Source organism: Photorhabdus sp. RM322S, from assembly GCF_042879395.1.
GTDB classification, from domain to species: Bacteria; Pseudomonadota; Gammaproteobacteria; order Enterobacterales; family Enterobacteriaceae; genus Photorhabdus; species Photorhabdus khanii.
Window position 1 is genome coordinate 49,026 of record NZ_JBHFKW010000013.1, and the last position, 15,345, is coordinate 64,370.

The following is a 15,345-nucleotide window of genomic DNA, read 5'->3' on the forward strand; positions in this document are numbered from 1 at the left end:
GGGCGCATTATGCGTATATCAGCTAAATGCGTCAACTGCTTTTTTCTTGAAATTTGCTTAAGGTCGCTTGTTTGTTTGGCTTATAATCATTTTGATGAGAAAACCAACAAAAAATGAATATTACCCTTCGAGTAAGTGTTGTAACAGTACACCATTAAGCATAGCGCGTTTAGTCAGAGCGAAGGCACCAATGGCGGAACAGTGAACTAATTCAGACACAACGATTGGCAGATCTTCGCGAAATTCTTTTAAAACCTGAGTATTGATACAACTTTGAATAGCGGGTAAGAGAACGTTTTGTGCTTCAGTAATTTCCCCCGCCAGAACAACTTTCTGTGGGTTAAATAAATTAATGGCGATAGAGATGGCTTTACCAAGATAATGGCCGACATTTTTTATCACTTCAGATGCTAATGGATCATTTTGATTAGCGGCCTGGCAGATGGCTCTGATATTGCAGTTATTTAATGTTAGCTGGCTTGGAAAACCTTGCTTTAATTGATGCTGAACTCTCGCTTCAATTGCTGAGTTAGAGGCGATAGTTTCCAGACAGCCAAAATTGCCGCAATGACAACGCTCACCGAGGGGATCAATTTGAATATGACCAATTTCACCTAAATTCCCTCTATTATTAAGGAATATCTGGCTGTTTATAATCACCCCAGCACCGGCACCCCGATGGATACGCACCAATATCGAATCTTCACAATCACGGGTGGCACCAAAATAGCGCTCAGCCAGTGCTAAACTACGGATATCATGACCAACGAAACAGGTCATGTTGAAATGTTTTTTCAGATTATCGACCAGAGTCCAGTTAGTCACTTTAATATGAGGCATATAGCGGACGATGCCGGTATTTGGGTCAACCAATCCGGGCAGGATAACTGAAATGGCGATTAATTCACGGATCCTGCGCTGATTCTGTTGAATAAAGTTTTCTATTGCGCTGATAAGCAAGTTTTCGACTTTTTGCTGGGTGGCTTCAGGCAGTGGATAATGTTCTTCAACCAATGCCTTGCCACTCATATCATAAAGCGCGAGAGTGGCATCATGGCGGCCAAGGCGGACACCGATAGTATGGAAATTACGATTTTCTGTAACGATTGAAATTGCGCGACGGCCTCCGGTAGAGGCTTGTTGATCGACTTCTTTAATCAGGCCGCGTTCAAGTAACTGACGAGTAATTTTAGTCACGCTGGCGGGTGCAAGTTGACTTTGCTCTGCAATTTGAATCCGGGATATCGGCCCTTGTTGATCGATTAACCGGTATACCACAGCGCCGTTAAGTTGCTTTACAAGGTCAATATTACCAATTTGTGTGCTGCTATAACTCATCGGTTATTTCGTCCCTCAAAGGTCAGTTTCTTTTCCGTTAACAATGGTCTTGCAGATTTTAAAGTCGTGACTAAGAACGGTGAGATTAGCAATTTTACCGGCTTCAATAGTGCCGAGATATTGATCAACACCAATCGCACGGGCTGGGTAGAGTGCCGCCATCCTCAGTGTTTCATCCAGAGCAATACCAACGTGTTCAACGCTATTTTTAACGGCGTCTATCATAGTGATAGAAGAGCCACTTAACGTGCCATTTTCATCAACACACAATCCATCTCGATAGTATATGGTTTTACCGGCAAAGGTGAAATGCTCCATTTTATTGATAGAAGTATCCATACCGGCGGGAAGTATGGCATCTGTTACCAGAATCAACTTATCTTTTTTCAGACGCTTAGCATTACGAATATTCGGCCATGAAACATGAAAACCATCGGGAATAATACCTGCGTAAACTTCTGGTGTATCAAAGATAGCGCCAATCAGACCAGGCTGGCGACCAGAAATATATGGCATCGCATTATAGAGATGGGTTGAGAGGGTTATGCCATTCCGAAATCCCTGTCGGGCTTCTTCATAACTGGCATTGGAGTGACCGGCAGAAATCACAATCCCTGATTCAATCAATTGGTGAATGTATTTCTGTTCCACCATTTCAGGTGCGAGAGTCAGCTTGGTAATGACATCAGCATTATCGCACAGAAAATTTATCATTTCAGGTGTAGGTTTACGGATAATTTCTGGATTGTGAGTGCCTTTTTTTACCGGATTGAGGTAAGGCCCTTCCAGATGCAGGCCCAAAGCCTGAAACTTATTATGCTTCAGATAGGTATGCATTGCCTCAACAGAGGCTATCATCAATTCATCTGTGCTGGTAATCAGGGTCGGCAAGTAACTGGTACAGCCTGAGCGTTCATTGGCTTTTTGCATGATATCCAGCGTTTTTTCTGAAATATCTTCCAGCCGTTCATTAAATTGAACACCACCACAACCGTTAACTTGCAGGTCGATAAAGCCGGGGGAAAGAATTGCACCATTCAGATCACGTTTTTCAATCTGTTCGGGTAACTCTTGTGTTGGGCAAACCCGTTTAATTAAGCCGTCAGCAATGATAACAGCATGATTATCCAGTCTGTCATGACCGGTATATATAATGCAGTTGGTTAAAGCATACATCTTAGCCTCCTATGGGATCTGGAGATGATGATTGAGAATAATGATGATAATCAGTCTGAGATAAGCTTCAGGCTGTGTGGATTCTTATTTTTTACTGGCAAATATGTCGATAATGTCTGCTTCCAATTGATGGAAGTACTTAACCGTTTTTACTTTCAATTCCATTGTTGCTGGTTCGTCACAGACAATGATGGATTTAGGGTGCATTTGCAGGCAGCTTACGGTCCACATATGGTTAATATTGCCTTCAATAGCGGCCTGTATTGCCAGGGCTTTATTCAAACCGGTAGCCAGGATCATAACTTCTTCCGCATCCATCAAAGTACCTACACCTACGGTTAAGGCGTATTTAGGTACCTGATTAATATCATTATCGAAGAAGCGAGAGTTGGCAGTACGGGTTTCTACAGTCAGCGTCTTGATGCGGGTGCGGGAAGTCAGGGATGATGCTGGTTCATTGAATGCAATATGGCCGTCATTACCCACACCACCCATAAATAGATGAATCTGACCATAAGACTTAATTTTGTCTTCATAACGTTGGCATTCTGCATCAATATCAGCAGTATTACCATTGAGTAGATTGATATTTTCTCTTTTTATATCAATGTGATCAAAGAAGTTATGGTGCATGAAACTATGGTAACTTTGCAGATGATTTTCGGGGATACCGACATATTCATCCATATTGAATGTAACGACATGTTTAAAACTGACTTTCCCTGCTTTGTGCAGAGTAATCAATTCCTTGTAAGTTGCCAGTGGTGTGCTGCCGGTTGGCAGTCCTAAAACGAAAGGGTGCTCAACAGTTGGATTAAATGCGTTGATTTTACTAACGATATAGTGTGCAGACCATTTACCGACATCACTTGCATTCGTTAGGGGGATCAGTCTCATAATTACCTCTTAAAATAAGAAATTATCATAGTTAAATAATAGAGTTATACATTATTCTCTTAATTAATCGTCTATAGTTTGAATATTAAAACATTTTCATTGGCAGAGACACTCTGCGCGGTATGATATTTTTAATGATAAAATAAGATTTGTGTGTTAGCTAGCATTTTGACCAAATTATTGGTGTTTGTGGTGATTTACATCACATATAACAAGGAATTAATTTGCGACGAAAAATAAATTTCCTACACTAAAATTGTAGAATAAAAGTCCTTATTGCTTACTTTCATAATGTAGTCATAAGCAGTAAGAGACTCCGGTAATTAGGATATAAGGGGGAGCAAGGTGAATATTCTGAGTTATTTGCAAAGAGTGGGGCGAGCATTAATGGTACCGGTAGCCACACTGCCTGCGGCTGCAATACTAATGGGGATAGGTTACTGGATCGACCCGGTAGGCTGGGGAGCTGATAATGCACTGGCAGCTTTGCTGATTAAATCTGGTGAAGCCATTATTAAGAACATGCCAATGTTGTTTGCTATTGGTGTGGCTTATGGCATGTCTAAAGATAAGGATGGTGCGGCGGCACTGACAGGTTTTGTCGGTTTTTTAGTCGTAACGACACTGTGTTCTCCGGCAGCGGTATCTATGATCCAGGGTATTCCGGTTGACGATGTACCAAAAGCCTTTAGTAAAATTGATAACCAATTTGTGGGTATTTTAGTTGGTGTTGTGTCTGCTGAACTGTATAACCGCTTTAGTGGTGTTGAACTGCCGAAAGCGTTGTCATTTTTCAGCGGTCGTCGTTTGGTCCCCATCCTAATCTCTTTCCTGATGATTCTGGTTGCTTTCATTCTGATGTATGTATGGCCGGTGGTTTATAATGCACTGGTCACTTTTGGTGAAAGTATTAAAGATCTCGGTGCTACAGGTGCCGGTATCTATGCCTTTTTTAACCGCCTACTGATTCCTGTTGGCCTGCATCATGCCCTGAACTCTGTATTCTGGTTTGACGTTGCCGGTATCAACGATATTCCTAATTTCCTCGGTGGTCAGAAATCCATTGTAGATGGTAGCGCAATTGTTGGTATTACCGGCCGTTATCAGGCAGGTTTCTTCCCTATTATGATGTTTGGTCTACCAGGTGCGGCATTAGCGATGTATCGCTGCGCACGTCCCGAAAATAAGGCCAAAATTGCCGGTATTATGATTGCGGGTTCATTCGCTGCATTTTTCACTGGTATTACTGAGCCTCTAGAGTTCGCCTTCATGTTTGTTGCGCCAGTGCTTTATGTGCTGCACGCGATCTTGACCGGTATTTCAGTGTTTATCGCAGCGACAATGCAGTGGATTGCGGGTTTTGGTTTCAGTGCTGGCTTAGTGGATATGGTACTTTCTTCCCGTAACCCATTAGCGACACATTGGTACATGTTAATCCCACAAGGTCTGGTATTTTTCTGCCTGTATTATTTCGTATTTAGTTTTACTATCAAAAAATTCAATCTGATGACTCCGGGACGTGAGTTGGCAACTGATGGTGAAATTGATGGCTATGATGTTGATGTGGACAAAAATGGTAAAGCAACAGCTAATAACATCCACAATGAAGCTCATCAATATCTTGCCGCAGTGGGTGGCTCAGATAACTTGACAAGCATTGATGCTTGTATTACTCGTCTGCGTCTGTCTGTAAAAAATGTCGATCAGGTCAATGACAATCTGGTTAAACGCCTGGGTGCTTCCGGTATTATCCGCCTGAATAAACAGAGTGTGCAGATTATTGTTGGTACTCGTGCAGAACTGATTGCCAGTGCTATGCGTGATGTTCTGGCAAAAGGTCCGGTTGCTGCTGCGACAGCAAACTATCAACATCAGACAGCGCAGAAAGCGAAGCCTGAAGGCGAACGTAAAATCCTGTTGACGCTGATTGCTCCGGTCAGTGGTGAGTTAATCGATTTGACAGACGTACCTGATGAAGCCTTTTCCAGTAAAGTTGTTGGTGATGGTATTGCTATCAAACCAACATCAAATACTGTGCTTGCGCCAGTGTCCGGTACGATCGTGAAAATTTTCGACACCAATCATGCTTTCTGTATTGAAACTGATGAAGGTTTGGAACTGATTGTACATTTGGGCATTGATACGGTTTCTCTTAACGGTAAAGGTTTTAAACGGTTGGTGAATGAAGGCACCATGGTGAAAGTTGGAGAACCTGTATTGAATCTGGATCTTGATTATCTGAATGCTAATGCTAAATCTATGATTAGTCCGGTTATCGTCAGCAATATTGATGATTATATCGGTATCAATATCTTGGCAAAAGGTCAGGTAAAAGCAGGACAGACAAAATTATTTGATGTGCTGAGATAAACAACAGACAAGTCCGTAAAAGTTGATAAAAAGTTTTCAATAAAATGAAAAACGGGAAGAGTGCCACTTTTCCCGTTTTTCGCTTTAACTTTGCTCTGAATCGCCATTTGGCAGTAACAAACGGTTGTTTCTCGGCACTGCTTGTTGGATTATAGGCGGTTATGTGACGCGCTTTTGGCATTATTGAGGTATAAAACAATGAGTGAGGCAGATGCCCGCCCGACAAACTTTATTCGTCAAATAATTGATGAAGATTTGGCAGTTGGTAAACATACATCCGTACATACCCGCTTCCCACCTGAACCCAATGGTTATCTGCATATTGGTCATGCAAAATCTATCTGCTTGAACTTTGGGATTGCAGAGGATTATCAGGGCCAGTGCAATCTGCGTTTTGACGATACTAATCCGGTTAAGGAAGATGTTGAGTACGTTGATTCTATTAAAAATGACGTTCAGTGGTTAGGTTTTGAGTGGAGTGGTGATATTCGCTACTCTTCCAATTATTTTGATACGTTGTATCAGTATGCTATTGAATTGATCAATAAAGGCCTGGCTTATGTTGATGAATTGAGCCCGGAAGAGATCCGTGAATATCGCGGCACATTGAAAGAGCCGGGTAAAAACAGCCCGTATCGTGACCGTAGTATTGGTGAAAACCTGGCACTGTTTGAAAAAATGCGTGCCGGCGAATTTGGCGAAGGTAAAGCTTGCCTGCGAGCCAAGATCGATATGGCATCACCTTTTATTGTGATGCGCGATCCGGTTTTGTACCGTATTAAATTTGCAGAACATCATCAGTCTGGTAACAAATGGTGCATCTACCCGATGTACGATTTTACTCACTGTATTTCTGATGCGCTGGAAGGTATTACACATTCGCTGTGTACATTGGAATTCCAGGATAATCGTCGTTTGTACGACTGGGTGCTGGATAATATCACCATTGATTGTCATCCGCGTCAGTATGAATTCTCGCGTCTGAATCTTGAATACACGGTGATGTCCAAGCGTAAGCTGAACCTATTGGTGACCGACAAGATTGTTGCAGGTTGGGATGATCCACGGATGCCGACTATCTCAGGTTTGCGTCGTCGTGGTTATACTGCCGCTTCCATTCGTGAATTCTGCCGTCGTATTGGTGTGACTAAGCAGGACAATAATGTGGAAATGGCCGCATTGGAGTCCTGTATCCGTGATGATCTGAACGAAAATGCCCCTCGCGCAATGGCTGTTCTCGATCCGGTCAGGCTGGTGATCGAAAACAGGCCGGAAGGGGAGCAGATGCTGAGTATGCCTAATCATCCGAATAAACCGGAGATGGGCAGCCGTGAAGTGCCATTCAACCGTGAGATCTATATTGACCGGGCAGATTTCCGTGAAGAAGCTAACCGTCAATATAAACGCTTAGTTTTGGGTAAAGAAGTTCGTTTGCGTAACGCTTATATCATCAAAGCAGAGCGTGTTGAAAAAGATGCTGACGGCAATATCACGACAATCTATTGCCGCTATGATGAGCAGACGCTGAATAAAGATCCGGCAGATGGACGTAAAGTGAAAGGTGTTATTCATTGGATCAGTGCGTCCCATGCTGTTCCTGCTGAATTCCGTCTGTATGATCGTCTATTCAGCGTACCAAATCCCGGTGCAGAGGATGATTTTCTGGCGACAATTAACCCAGAATCACTGGTGGTCCATCAGGGCTTTGTTGAGCCAAGTTTAGCGAATGCCAAGTCAGAAAAAACGTATCAGTTTGAGCGTGAAGGTTATTTCTGTGCTGATAGTTGTTATTCCAGTGCAGAAAGTCTGGTATTTAACCGTACTGTTGGTCTGCGTGATACCTGGACAAAAATTTCTCAGGATTAATTGAGATAATGAACTGTACCCAACGAGTTGGATATGAGGCCAACAGTTGAGGTGCAGTTTTTTTGCTAAATATTGTTATTTCTATTGCTATTTCTCTTGTGGAAATAAATTATCTGCCATGAAATCGACAAAAGCTCTGACTTTGGGTAGTACCCAGCGGTTAGAGGGCCATAGGATACGGAAAGTACTCGAAGTACCCGCCCATTTGTCTAAAACTGTTAATAATGTACCGCTAGCCAATGCTTGCTTAACGGTAAAATCAGGTAAACAGGCGATACCGTGACCTTGGATCGCCATGTGAAGCAGCGTTTCGACATGATTGCTGGTCATCTTTGCCTGAAGATGTATATCTACTGCGGATTTTCCCGCGCGCAGCGGCCACTTCTCTAAAAGACCTGTAGTTGGAAAACGGTGCATCAGGCAGGCGTGATGTAATAACTCTTCGGGTTGTGATGGTTTACCGTGTTGGGCAAAATAGTTGGGAGCGCCAACATAAACGAAACGGCTGGATCCTATACGTTTGTTCATCAATCGTGAATCATTAAGCTCTCCTGTACGAACCACCGCGTCGAAACCTTCATTAATGACATCAACTAATCGATCACTAAAGTCCAGCTCCAGTTCTATCTGTGGATAACGAGTCGCAAAAGCGGATAATACGGGCAGCATCAGATTACTGATTAATGGCAAGCTCACCCGAAGGCGACCTTGAGGGGCAGAGATGGAACTCAACAATTCATTTTCCGCCGTGGAGATTTCATCAAGGATACGTTTGCAGCGTTCAAGGAATAGTGAGCCTTCAGCAGTTAAACTGACGCTACGGGTGCTACGCTGGAGCAGACGTACACCTAATTTCTCTTCTAATCGGGATATGCTTTTGCTGACGGACGAAGGAGATAGTCCGAGTTGCCGGGCTGCGTCTGCAAAGCTGCGAGCTTCGGCGACATGAATGAAGATCATGAATCCACTCAAATTGTTCATCTAGGCCTCCTGGTTTTTTTAGATCACGATTGGTGACAGAAAAGCCACTTCAGAAGTGATTGTAGGTCTATTTATCTACTATTAGCGACTCTGTAGTATGAAATAAAATACATCTTGCTCTGTCTGCCATATCGCGGCAAGTCACACATTACTCAAGGCTGGATCATGAAAACTAAAATAAATACGGGAGCGAGTGTAAATAAAATTCCACTCGTCTTGACTGCTTGCCTTACAGCCGCTGTTATTCCTTTGAGTATCGCGGGACCCGCCGTTGTTGTGCCATCGATCAATCAAGCGCTTGGGGGCAGTGCTATAGAACTCAGTTGGGTGATTAACGCCTACATTCTTACCTACGGTAGTGCAACAATGGCGGCGGGTAGCCTGGCCGATATTCACGGACGTAAGAAACTCTGGTTATTAGGTTTATTGCTCTTTGCTGTTGTTACTGCGGCAATACCTTATATGCCGTCCGTTTTTTGGGTTGATATTTTACGGCTTATACAAGGATTAGGGGCTGCTGCTGCCTTTGCGGGTTCAATGGCAGCATTGACTCAGGAATTTGAAGGTTATCAACGTACACGTATTTTTAGCCTGATTGGTACAACATTCGGGGCTGGCGCTGCTTTTGGACCTTTTCTGGCGGGGCTGCTTATTGACACATTAGGGTGGCCGTGGGTTTTTTGGCTGCCCTCTCTGGTTGCATTGGCAGCAAGTATACTGGTCAGTATTTATGCCCGGGAAACTCGTGATCCCGACGCTGAGGGGCTAGATTGGCCCGGAGCGATAACATTTACTTTGTCTTTAGCTGTTTTCACTTATGGGATCATTCTGGCGCCTGAAAAAGGATGGGGAAACAGTATAGTGCTGACGACACTAATATGTGCCGTTATTGTTTTCATCGTATTTATTGTTATTGAGCGGCAACGTTCAAAACCCATGTTAGACCTTTCTTTATTCGCAAACGCCCGCTTCGTTGGGGTACAGCTTCTCGCAATTGCGCCGGCGTATGCTTATGTCGTATTGCTTGTCATACTGCCGGCCCGTTTTATTGGCGTAGAAGGGTACAGCGCATTAGAAGCCGGTCAGATGATGATTGCATTATCTGCACCTTTGCTAATAGTCCCCTTTATTGCTGGTCAATTGGCTCGCTGGATTAATGTCGGTGTACTTTCAGGACTGGGGCTTATCATCGCGGCTATTGGATTATTTTGGTTAGGTTATGGAATTTCTGGTGATACAACAGCCGAAAGATTATGGCCAATGTTAGTTATTGGGATCGGGATTGGTCTGCCTTGGGGGTTGATGGATGGTTTGGCTGTGAGCGTGGTACCTAAAGAGCGGGCAGGAATGGCGACAGGTATTTTCAATGCTGTCCGCCTGGCGGGAGACGGTATTGCATTGGCGGTGGTAGGCGCGGTTCTTTCTGCTCGTATAGCTTCGGGTTTAAATACACAGGGTAGTGTTCCAACCGATATTCTATCTGAAATATCTACGCGGCTTGCAATGAGCGATTTACATAACGCTGTTGCGATTCACCCTTCATTAGATAAATCATTGCTTTATAAAGTATATGAAGAAGCATTTCGATATCAACTTATTGCGCTTGCAGTCGCGGCAGCCATTACCGCAATCTTAGTGTTTATTTTGTTGGGGAAAGTAAAATCCCACAGCGAAAGTAAATAAAAATAATAGATTCAAAGTAATGGCTTTTCTATTCACTAGTTATATTAATAATATAGATCACAGTTCTTCAGTAGCAGGAAAATGGATTGGTAATGAAACTCGAAGAGCTGACATTAATTACATAACTATTGATTATCTGTTAATTAGTGGAATTTTATTTCATTATCAGGAGAAATGTTACCATTATCTATTGTATTTATGAGCAGGATGTGGTTTTTTTACACATTTATTCATTTTAGAAAAATAATAAACAATGTATTCTGTGAAATATCACTATACTGATTCTTGAAGCTATGAAATAAAAAATTACAGGCTGGATATTTTATAGATGCGGAAAAAAAGAGGATATGATAATAATAACTTGATATTAATTAATAAAAATTACCAATTGAAAAACTATTCTTTATTTTTTAGGGGATTATGAATATGAACAAAAATATAATTAGCGTGCAAAAGGAAGCAGTTACTATCCCATCCGACAATTTTGAAACAGCCGAAATAGTTGCCAAGAGAACATATGTAAGATTAAACAATCCAAGTAAAAATAAAAGTTCTAAACGTGAAGCTTTAAATGGTCCGGTGATTTGGTTTGATACAGAAAAGCTGTCAGAACAAAGGCCAGATGACAGCATTTTCATCAGGGTAATAAATTCTTTTTATAGTGGTATAATTTTATATCCAAATAATTTCTCAACTTTCATTGATGCAATACCCAAAAGAATGCAAATAATTCTGAGGGTTAAAACATCTGAAGAGCTGATTAAATTCCGGGAAAGCGAACATTTCACTCTATTCAAATCTTTAGAGACAAATTCAAATAAATGTATCTGTTCTAATGATATTCTCACTTTGAGAAAACTTAAAGAAGAGTCTATTGCTACTTGCTATGAAAGCTATGTTGATGATCAAGAAAGTTTACTTAAGACAATCAATGAAGGCATAGAATTCAACTTTCTCTGGATTCTTTTTCGTGACCCAACCAATATTCCCCTCGAATTGGTCATTGCATCGTTACAATCTACCGGGACTATTTTGTTAAAAGAAATCAGAGATCCCAACGATGTCGATGATGCAATTGTATCTTATGGTGTTATGGAATATGGCGCTGAAGGCGTTATATTTTCACCCAATACACATGATGTTATGAGCGACTTTATCGATCGTTTATCATATAACAGAAAAGAATCACTGCAACTACAAGTAGGAATAATTACAGAAAGCCGTCCTGTAGGTATGGGGTATCGAGCTTGCATTGATGCATCCACATTATTCAGTGAGGATGAAGGCATGCTGGTAGGCAGTACCTCACAAGGCGCTCTATTGTGCTGTCCAGAAGTATTTTTTCTGCCGTATATGGAATTGAGGCCATTTCGTATTAACGCTGGAGCGATACATTCCTATGTATATAACTTCGGTAACCGGACAGATTATATGAGTGAATTAAAAGCTGGCTCATCGGTAATGGCGGTTAATTCGAAGGGAGAAGTACGACATATTACTGTTGGTCGTGTAAAAATCGAGCAGAGACCGCTTCGGTTAATTGAAGCAGAGTTTGCGGGGAACAAACGAGTCAATGTTTTGATGCAAGATGATTGGCATGTGCGCATTTTCTCTAGTGAGGCGAAACCTTTGAATATCTCTGAACTTAAACTTGGAGATAAGGTACTCGGATATATCACAGAGCCTGGTCGTCATGTTGGTATAAAAATTAACGAATCAATCATCGAGAAATAGGTGACGATCATGGGATATATTGGAAGAAAATTAAGAGAAAGTAGATTGTTATTTCCCAATTCAAATAAAGGCTTGATCGTGCCAATTGATCATGGATTAACGATGGGGCCGATCCCTGGTTTACAGAATATATATGCAGTTGAGCCGTGGATTAATAATAACTATGTTAGCGCTATTTTGGCACATAAAGGGGTATTAGAGAAGTTAATTTTACGTGGCGCTTTGCGCCCATCAATTGGTGTTATTCTCCATATTAATGGTATGCCGATTATATCAGCATCGCCGGACACCAAAATATTGGTGGCGAGTATAGAGGCTGCTCTTCAGCTTGGCGCGGACGCTGTTTCTATACAGATAAATTTTACGGGAAAAAATTTTGAGCATAATTTATCGATATTAGGAATGGTGACTGATATAGCACATGAAGCCGGGCTTCCGGTACTGACAATGTTATATGATAAAGTTATTTTCGAATCACCTGAAATAAAAATGGAAAGACTTCACCATTTAATCAGAATTGTCACTGAGCTTGGATCTGATGCAATAAAAATAGGATTTCCTGACTCGGAAACATCCATTATAGAAATTGTATCCCTTCATGGTTCTGATATTAAAATTTTCTTTGCTGGAGGAGAAAAAACTGCTGACAACATATTGATCGATAATACAAAAGTTGCTATTTCAGCTGGGGCTAGCGGATTATGTGTTGGCAGAAATGTTTTTCAAAATCTAAATCCACAATCTCTGCTGAAAAATTTATATGAGTGCATAAACGCAGAGCTAATATCTTTGGCTTGATAAGAGCCTGTATATCATAGATCTCATCAGTTGAATGTTACTAAAAGGGTTTATTATGGAACTCGCTATCAACACTCAAAACGAGCCTAAACAAGAAACCGGTTATTTCTTATCACCGTTGTGGGAAGATATTTTTTCTAAAGAGTTATTGGAAGAACTTAATTCGAATATATTTCTGGTGGCTTGTCGTTCTGGGCAGGCCAACCAAAGCTTACTAAGAAAGTTTATGATTCAGCACCATTATTATTCACAATATTTTACCCGATATTTGTGTTCATTAATGGGAGGTTTAGCGGATCAAAAAGATTTTGTGTCACTTTCTCATAATTTGCTGGAAGAGCTAACAGGAACTGATGCTGCAAAGATATCTCATGCAGAGTTATATAAAAAGGCGATGGCGGCTATCAATGCTGTTCCTAAAAGTGACGCAATTCTTAAAAGTACTCAGCAACTGATTGACGCGATGTTTCGCCACTGCCGGAGTGATGATTCCCTAAGAGGGCTGGCGGCGTTGTGTTTAGGTGCTGAGGCAATTGTACCTTTGGTTTATGGTCCCATCTTAGATGCATTGCGATCAATAAAGGCTTCTGATGACGCATTATATTTTTTCAAAATCCATGTTGAGGAGGACGAAGATCATGCAATAGTGATGAGGAAAATTATTGATCGAATGATTGAAGAAAATCCTCACCGAAGGGCAGATGTTATTGCTGTTGGTGAAGAGATGGTGCGTTTTCGCATGGCAATGCTAAATGAGCTATATCAAAGTAATACCAGGGTAAATCTTAATGAATATAACGACACTATTATCTGAGCGTGATATAGACATTTTGCGTAATGATGACATGTTAGGCAGTGGTAATTTTCTTGACCGCTGTTTAGCGCTAAGTAATACCCCGGCGGTGGATTTTATTTTTACAGATAAACCCATAACCATTGCCGATGAACGCAATATTCAACAATTTAGTTTAAATACCTTGGCAAGCATTAGACGTGATCTTGCGGGTTGGTACTTGGCTAATGGAATTGAAACCGGAGATGTTGTCGCTGTTTGTATAGAAGATGGAATGGGGCCATTTTTGCATTACCTCGCGGTTACAAGTATTGGTGCGACAATCGCTTTAATTAATCCGGCGATACCACCGGATATTGGTATCCCTTACATCAAAGAGAATGGTTTTAATAAACTGGTAACAGATGAGTTTTCTTTTAGTCATAATTCACTGATCAAGAATTTACGGAATTCAGGAAATATATGTGCAATTCTGAATGTTGCAAATTTTAATACCGGGATTAAATACGATTTACCTTCTTGGTGGCCGTCTATTCCGATGGATACAACATTGCTAATGTTGAGCCATACCTCTGGTACGACAGGAATACCTAAAGCGGTAAAATTTGAACATCGTCAATTCTTTATGGGAAAACGCGCAAGACTTGGGCGTTTTGTCGAATCACCCGATGAGCGTTTGCTGACCGTTTTGCCGCAGTCACACTCCGCTGCGATTAGCCACCTTGAAACGGCTGTATTGCATGGCATCCCAACTTATGTACTCAGTAGCCAGGATGGTGAATCTGTACGGCAAGCGATAAGGGATTTTTCTCCTACAACGGTTGTTGCTTTTCCCAAAAGTTACGTTTCTTTGCTGGAACGCGGGGTATCGTATGGTGAATTTCCATCAATACGGCGATGGTTTAGCATGGGGGATGCCGCGCATCATAGTCACATTCGCCGTTTGCTGATGAGTTCTCCTGATGCACGTTATATCGATGCGTTTGGCAGTTCGGAGCTTGGCATGGCTTTGTTGCGAAGTGTCTCTACACTTGATCATATTGCGCCTCCCCGTGCTATTGGGCGTCCTGTGGATATAGTGACAGCCAAAATACTTGATATGGATTCTGGTGATGAAATGCCGGCAGGGAGTGTTGGATTACTCGCGGTATGTTCACCAACGATCACTTCTGGCTACTGGAAACAGAGTCAAAAGACCTCTGATGCCTGGCGCAATGGATATTTTCTGACCGGAGATGTCGGATATTGCAAAGACGGTGTTTTTTATCAAATTGATCGGGTGGTTGATGTTATTCATACCCCTGGTGGTTCTTTGTATACACTTCAACTTGAAGAAGCGATACAGACGATCGAAAGTATCTATGATGCAATAATTATTGGATTGGATTTATCTCATGCCAAGAATAGAGAAACGAAATTAGTCATATTAATTTTATTAAATGAGAAATTAACTTCGGATGTAAATATTATTGTAGAACAAGTTATTCAGCTAATGTTGGAAAAAATTGGAAGGAAATACTATATTAGAGAATATGCGATTATCGTTGTTAATAGCTTCGATCAAATCCCCACCGGCGCAACAGGTAAAGTTTTGAAGCGTAGATTAAAGGATATTCTCCCTAAAACTCTTGAGGAATATGAAAGAAATAAACAACTCCCCAATGGAATTTTAAAAATCGTTAACTACATATCGGCTAATTAGAATTTAT

10 protein-coding genes and 2 pseudogenes are annotated in these 15,345 nt (G+C 41.5%); 8 read left to right on the forward strand and 4 right to left on the reverse strand.

The window, feature by feature from the left end; all coding sequences use genetic code 11:
- Nucleotides 1-120: 120 nt before the first annotated feature.
- The 3 genes from ACGF63_RS09920 to nagB form a co-directional block, all read right to left on the reverse strand.
- Nucleotides 121-1,338 carry an ROK family protein gene (locus ACGF63_RS09920; RefSeq protein WP_152964145.1) on the reverse strand — a complete coding sequence of 406 codons (1,218 nt, stop codon included), beginning with the start codon at nucleotides 1,336-1,338 and terminating at the stop codon, nucleotides 121-123.
- 15 nt (nucleotides 1,339-1,353) lie between these two features.
- Nucleotides 1,354-2,514, reverse strand: coding sequence for an N-acetylglucosamine-6-phosphate deacetylase (gene nagA / locus ACGF63_RS09925; protein WP_152964144.1), 1,161 nt, complete (start codon nucleotides 2,512-2,514; stop codon nucleotides 1,354-1,356).
- An 84-nt stretch (nucleotides 2,515-2,598) separates the two neighbouring features.
- Nucleotides 2,599-3,411 (reverse strand): glucosamine-6-phosphate deaminase, encoded by an 813-nt coding sequence (gene nagB, locus ACGF63_RS09930; protein ID WP_152964143.1) that lies wholly within the window; start codon nucleotides 3,409-3,411, stop codon nucleotides 2,599-2,601.
- 345 nt (nucleotides 3,412-3,756) lie between these two features.
- Here nagB and nagE point away from each other — a divergent pair.
- The 3 genes and pseudogenes from nagE to glnS all read left to right on the forward strand — a co-directional run.
- Nucleotides 3,757-5,275: pseudogene (nagE, locus tag ACGF63_RS09935) on the forward strand (N-acetylglucosamine-specific PTS transporter subunit IIBC); the annotation flags it as partial.
- Between the two features lie 56 nt (nucleotides 5,276-5,331).
- Nucleotides 5,332-5,781 (forward strand): annotated as a pseudogene (locus ACGF63_RS09940) (glucose PTS transporter subunit IIA); the annotation flags it as partial.
- A gap of 198 nt (nucleotides 5,782-5,979) precedes the next feature.
- Nucleotides 5,980-7,647, forward strand: coding sequence for a glutamine--tRNA ligase (gene glnS, locus ACGF63_RS09945; RefSeq protein WP_036850515.1), 1,668 nt, complete (start codon nucleotides 5,980-5,982; stop codon nucleotides 7,645-7,647).
- An 87-nt stretch (nucleotides 7,648-7,734) separates the two neighbouring features.
- On the opposite strand, the gene ACGF63_RS09950 is transcribed toward glnS, so the two are convergent.
- A complete protein-coding gene (locus ACGF63_RS09950; RefSeq protein ID WP_152964142.1) occupies nucleotides 7,735-8,628 on the reverse strand; it encodes a LysR family transcriptional regulator in 894 nt (297 codons plus the stop codon).
- A gap of 165 nt (nucleotides 8,629-8,793) precedes the next feature.
- Here ACGF63_RS09950 and ACGF63_RS09955 point away from each other — a divergent pair, with 165 nt between their 5' ends.
- The 5 genes from ACGF63_RS09955 (at nucleotide 8,794) to ACGF63_RS09975 (ending at nucleotide 15,338) form a co-directional block, all read left to right on the forward strand.
- Nucleotides 8,794-10,311 (forward strand): MFS transporter, encoded by a 1,518-nt coding sequence (locus ACGF63_RS09955; protein WP_387630432.1) that lies wholly within the window; start codon nucleotides 8,794-8,796, stop codon nucleotides 10,309-10,311.
- A gap of 426 nt (nucleotides 10,312-10,737) precedes the next feature.
- Nucleotides 10,738-12,045, forward strand: coding sequence for a 3-dehydroquinate synthase II (locus ACGF63_RS09960; RefSeq protein ID WP_081738293.1), 1,308 nt, complete (start codon nucleotides 10,738-10,740; stop codon nucleotides 12,043-12,045).
- Between the two features lie 9 nt (nucleotides 12,046-12,054).
- On the forward strand, nucleotides 12,055-12,843 hold the full coding sequence (locus ACGF63_RS09965; RefSeq protein ID WP_036850522.1) for a class I fructose-bisphosphate aldolase: 789 nt from the start codon (nucleotides 12,055-12,057) through the stop codon (nucleotides 12,841-12,843).
- A 55-nt stretch (nucleotides 12,844-12,898) separates the two neighbouring features.
- Nucleotides 12,899-13,657 (forward strand): TenA family transcriptional regulator, encoded by a 759-nt coding sequence (locus ACGF63_RS09970; RefSeq protein ID WP_051477505.1) that lies wholly within the window; start codon nucleotides 12,899-12,901, stop codon nucleotides 13,655-13,657.
- The gene (locus ACGF63_RS09975) at nucleotides 13,632-15,338 is read left to right on the forward strand and encodes a class I adenylate-forming enzyme family protein (RefSeq protein ID WP_152964139.1); all 1,707 of its coding nucleotides are present in this window, start codon (nucleotides 13,632-13,634) and stop codon (nucleotides 15,336-15,338) included. Before ACGF63_RS09970 ends, ACGF63_RS09975 begins: the two co-directional genes overlap by 26 nt.
- Nucleotides 15,339-15,345 lie beyond the last annotated feature (7 nt).

What these genes read in the sequence shown, in the direction of transcription:
- ACGF63_RS09950 (WP_152964142.1), bottom strand. Translation starts at nt 8,628, where the DNA reads ATGAACAATTTGAGTGGATTCATGATCTTCATTCATGTCGCCGAAGCT.
- ACGF63_RS09970 (WP_051477505.1), top strand. Translation starts at nt 12,899, where the DNA reads ATGGAACTCGCTATCAACACTCAAAACGAGCCTAAACAAGAAACCGGT.
- nagA (WP_152964144.1), bottom strand. Translation starts at nt 2,514, where the DNA reads ATGTATGCTTTAACCAACTGCATTATATATACCGGTCATGACAGACTG.
- ACGF63_RS09965 (WP_036850522.1), top strand. Translation starts at nt 12,055, where the DNA reads ATGGGATATATTGGAAGAAAATTAAGAGAAAGTAGATTGTTATTTCCC.
- ACGF63_RS09955 (WP_387630432.1), top strand. Translation starts at nt 8,794, where the DNA reads ATGAAAACTAAAATAAATACGGGAGCGAGTGTAAATAAAATTCCACTC.
- glnS (WP_036850515.1), top strand. Translation starts at nt 5,980, where the DNA reads ATGAGTGAGGCAGATGCCCGCCCGACAAACTTTATTCGTCAAATAATT.
- nagB (WP_152964143.1), bottom strand. Translation starts at nt 3,411, where the DNA reads ATGAGACTGATCCCCCTAACGAATGCAAGTGATGTCGGTAAATGGTCT.
- ACGF63_RS09920 (WP_152964145.1), bottom strand. Translation starts at nt 1,338, where the DNA reads ATGAGTTATAGCAGCACACAAATTGGTAATATTGACCTTGTAAAGCAA.
- ACGF63_RS09975 (WP_152964139.1), top strand. Translation starts at nt 13,632, where the DNA reads ATGAATATAACGACACTATTATCTGAGCGTGATATAGACATTTTGCGT.
- ACGF63_RS09960 (WP_081738293.1), top strand. Translation starts at nt 10,738, where the DNA reads ATGAACAAAAATATAATTAGCGTGCAAAAGGAAGCAGTTACTATCCCA.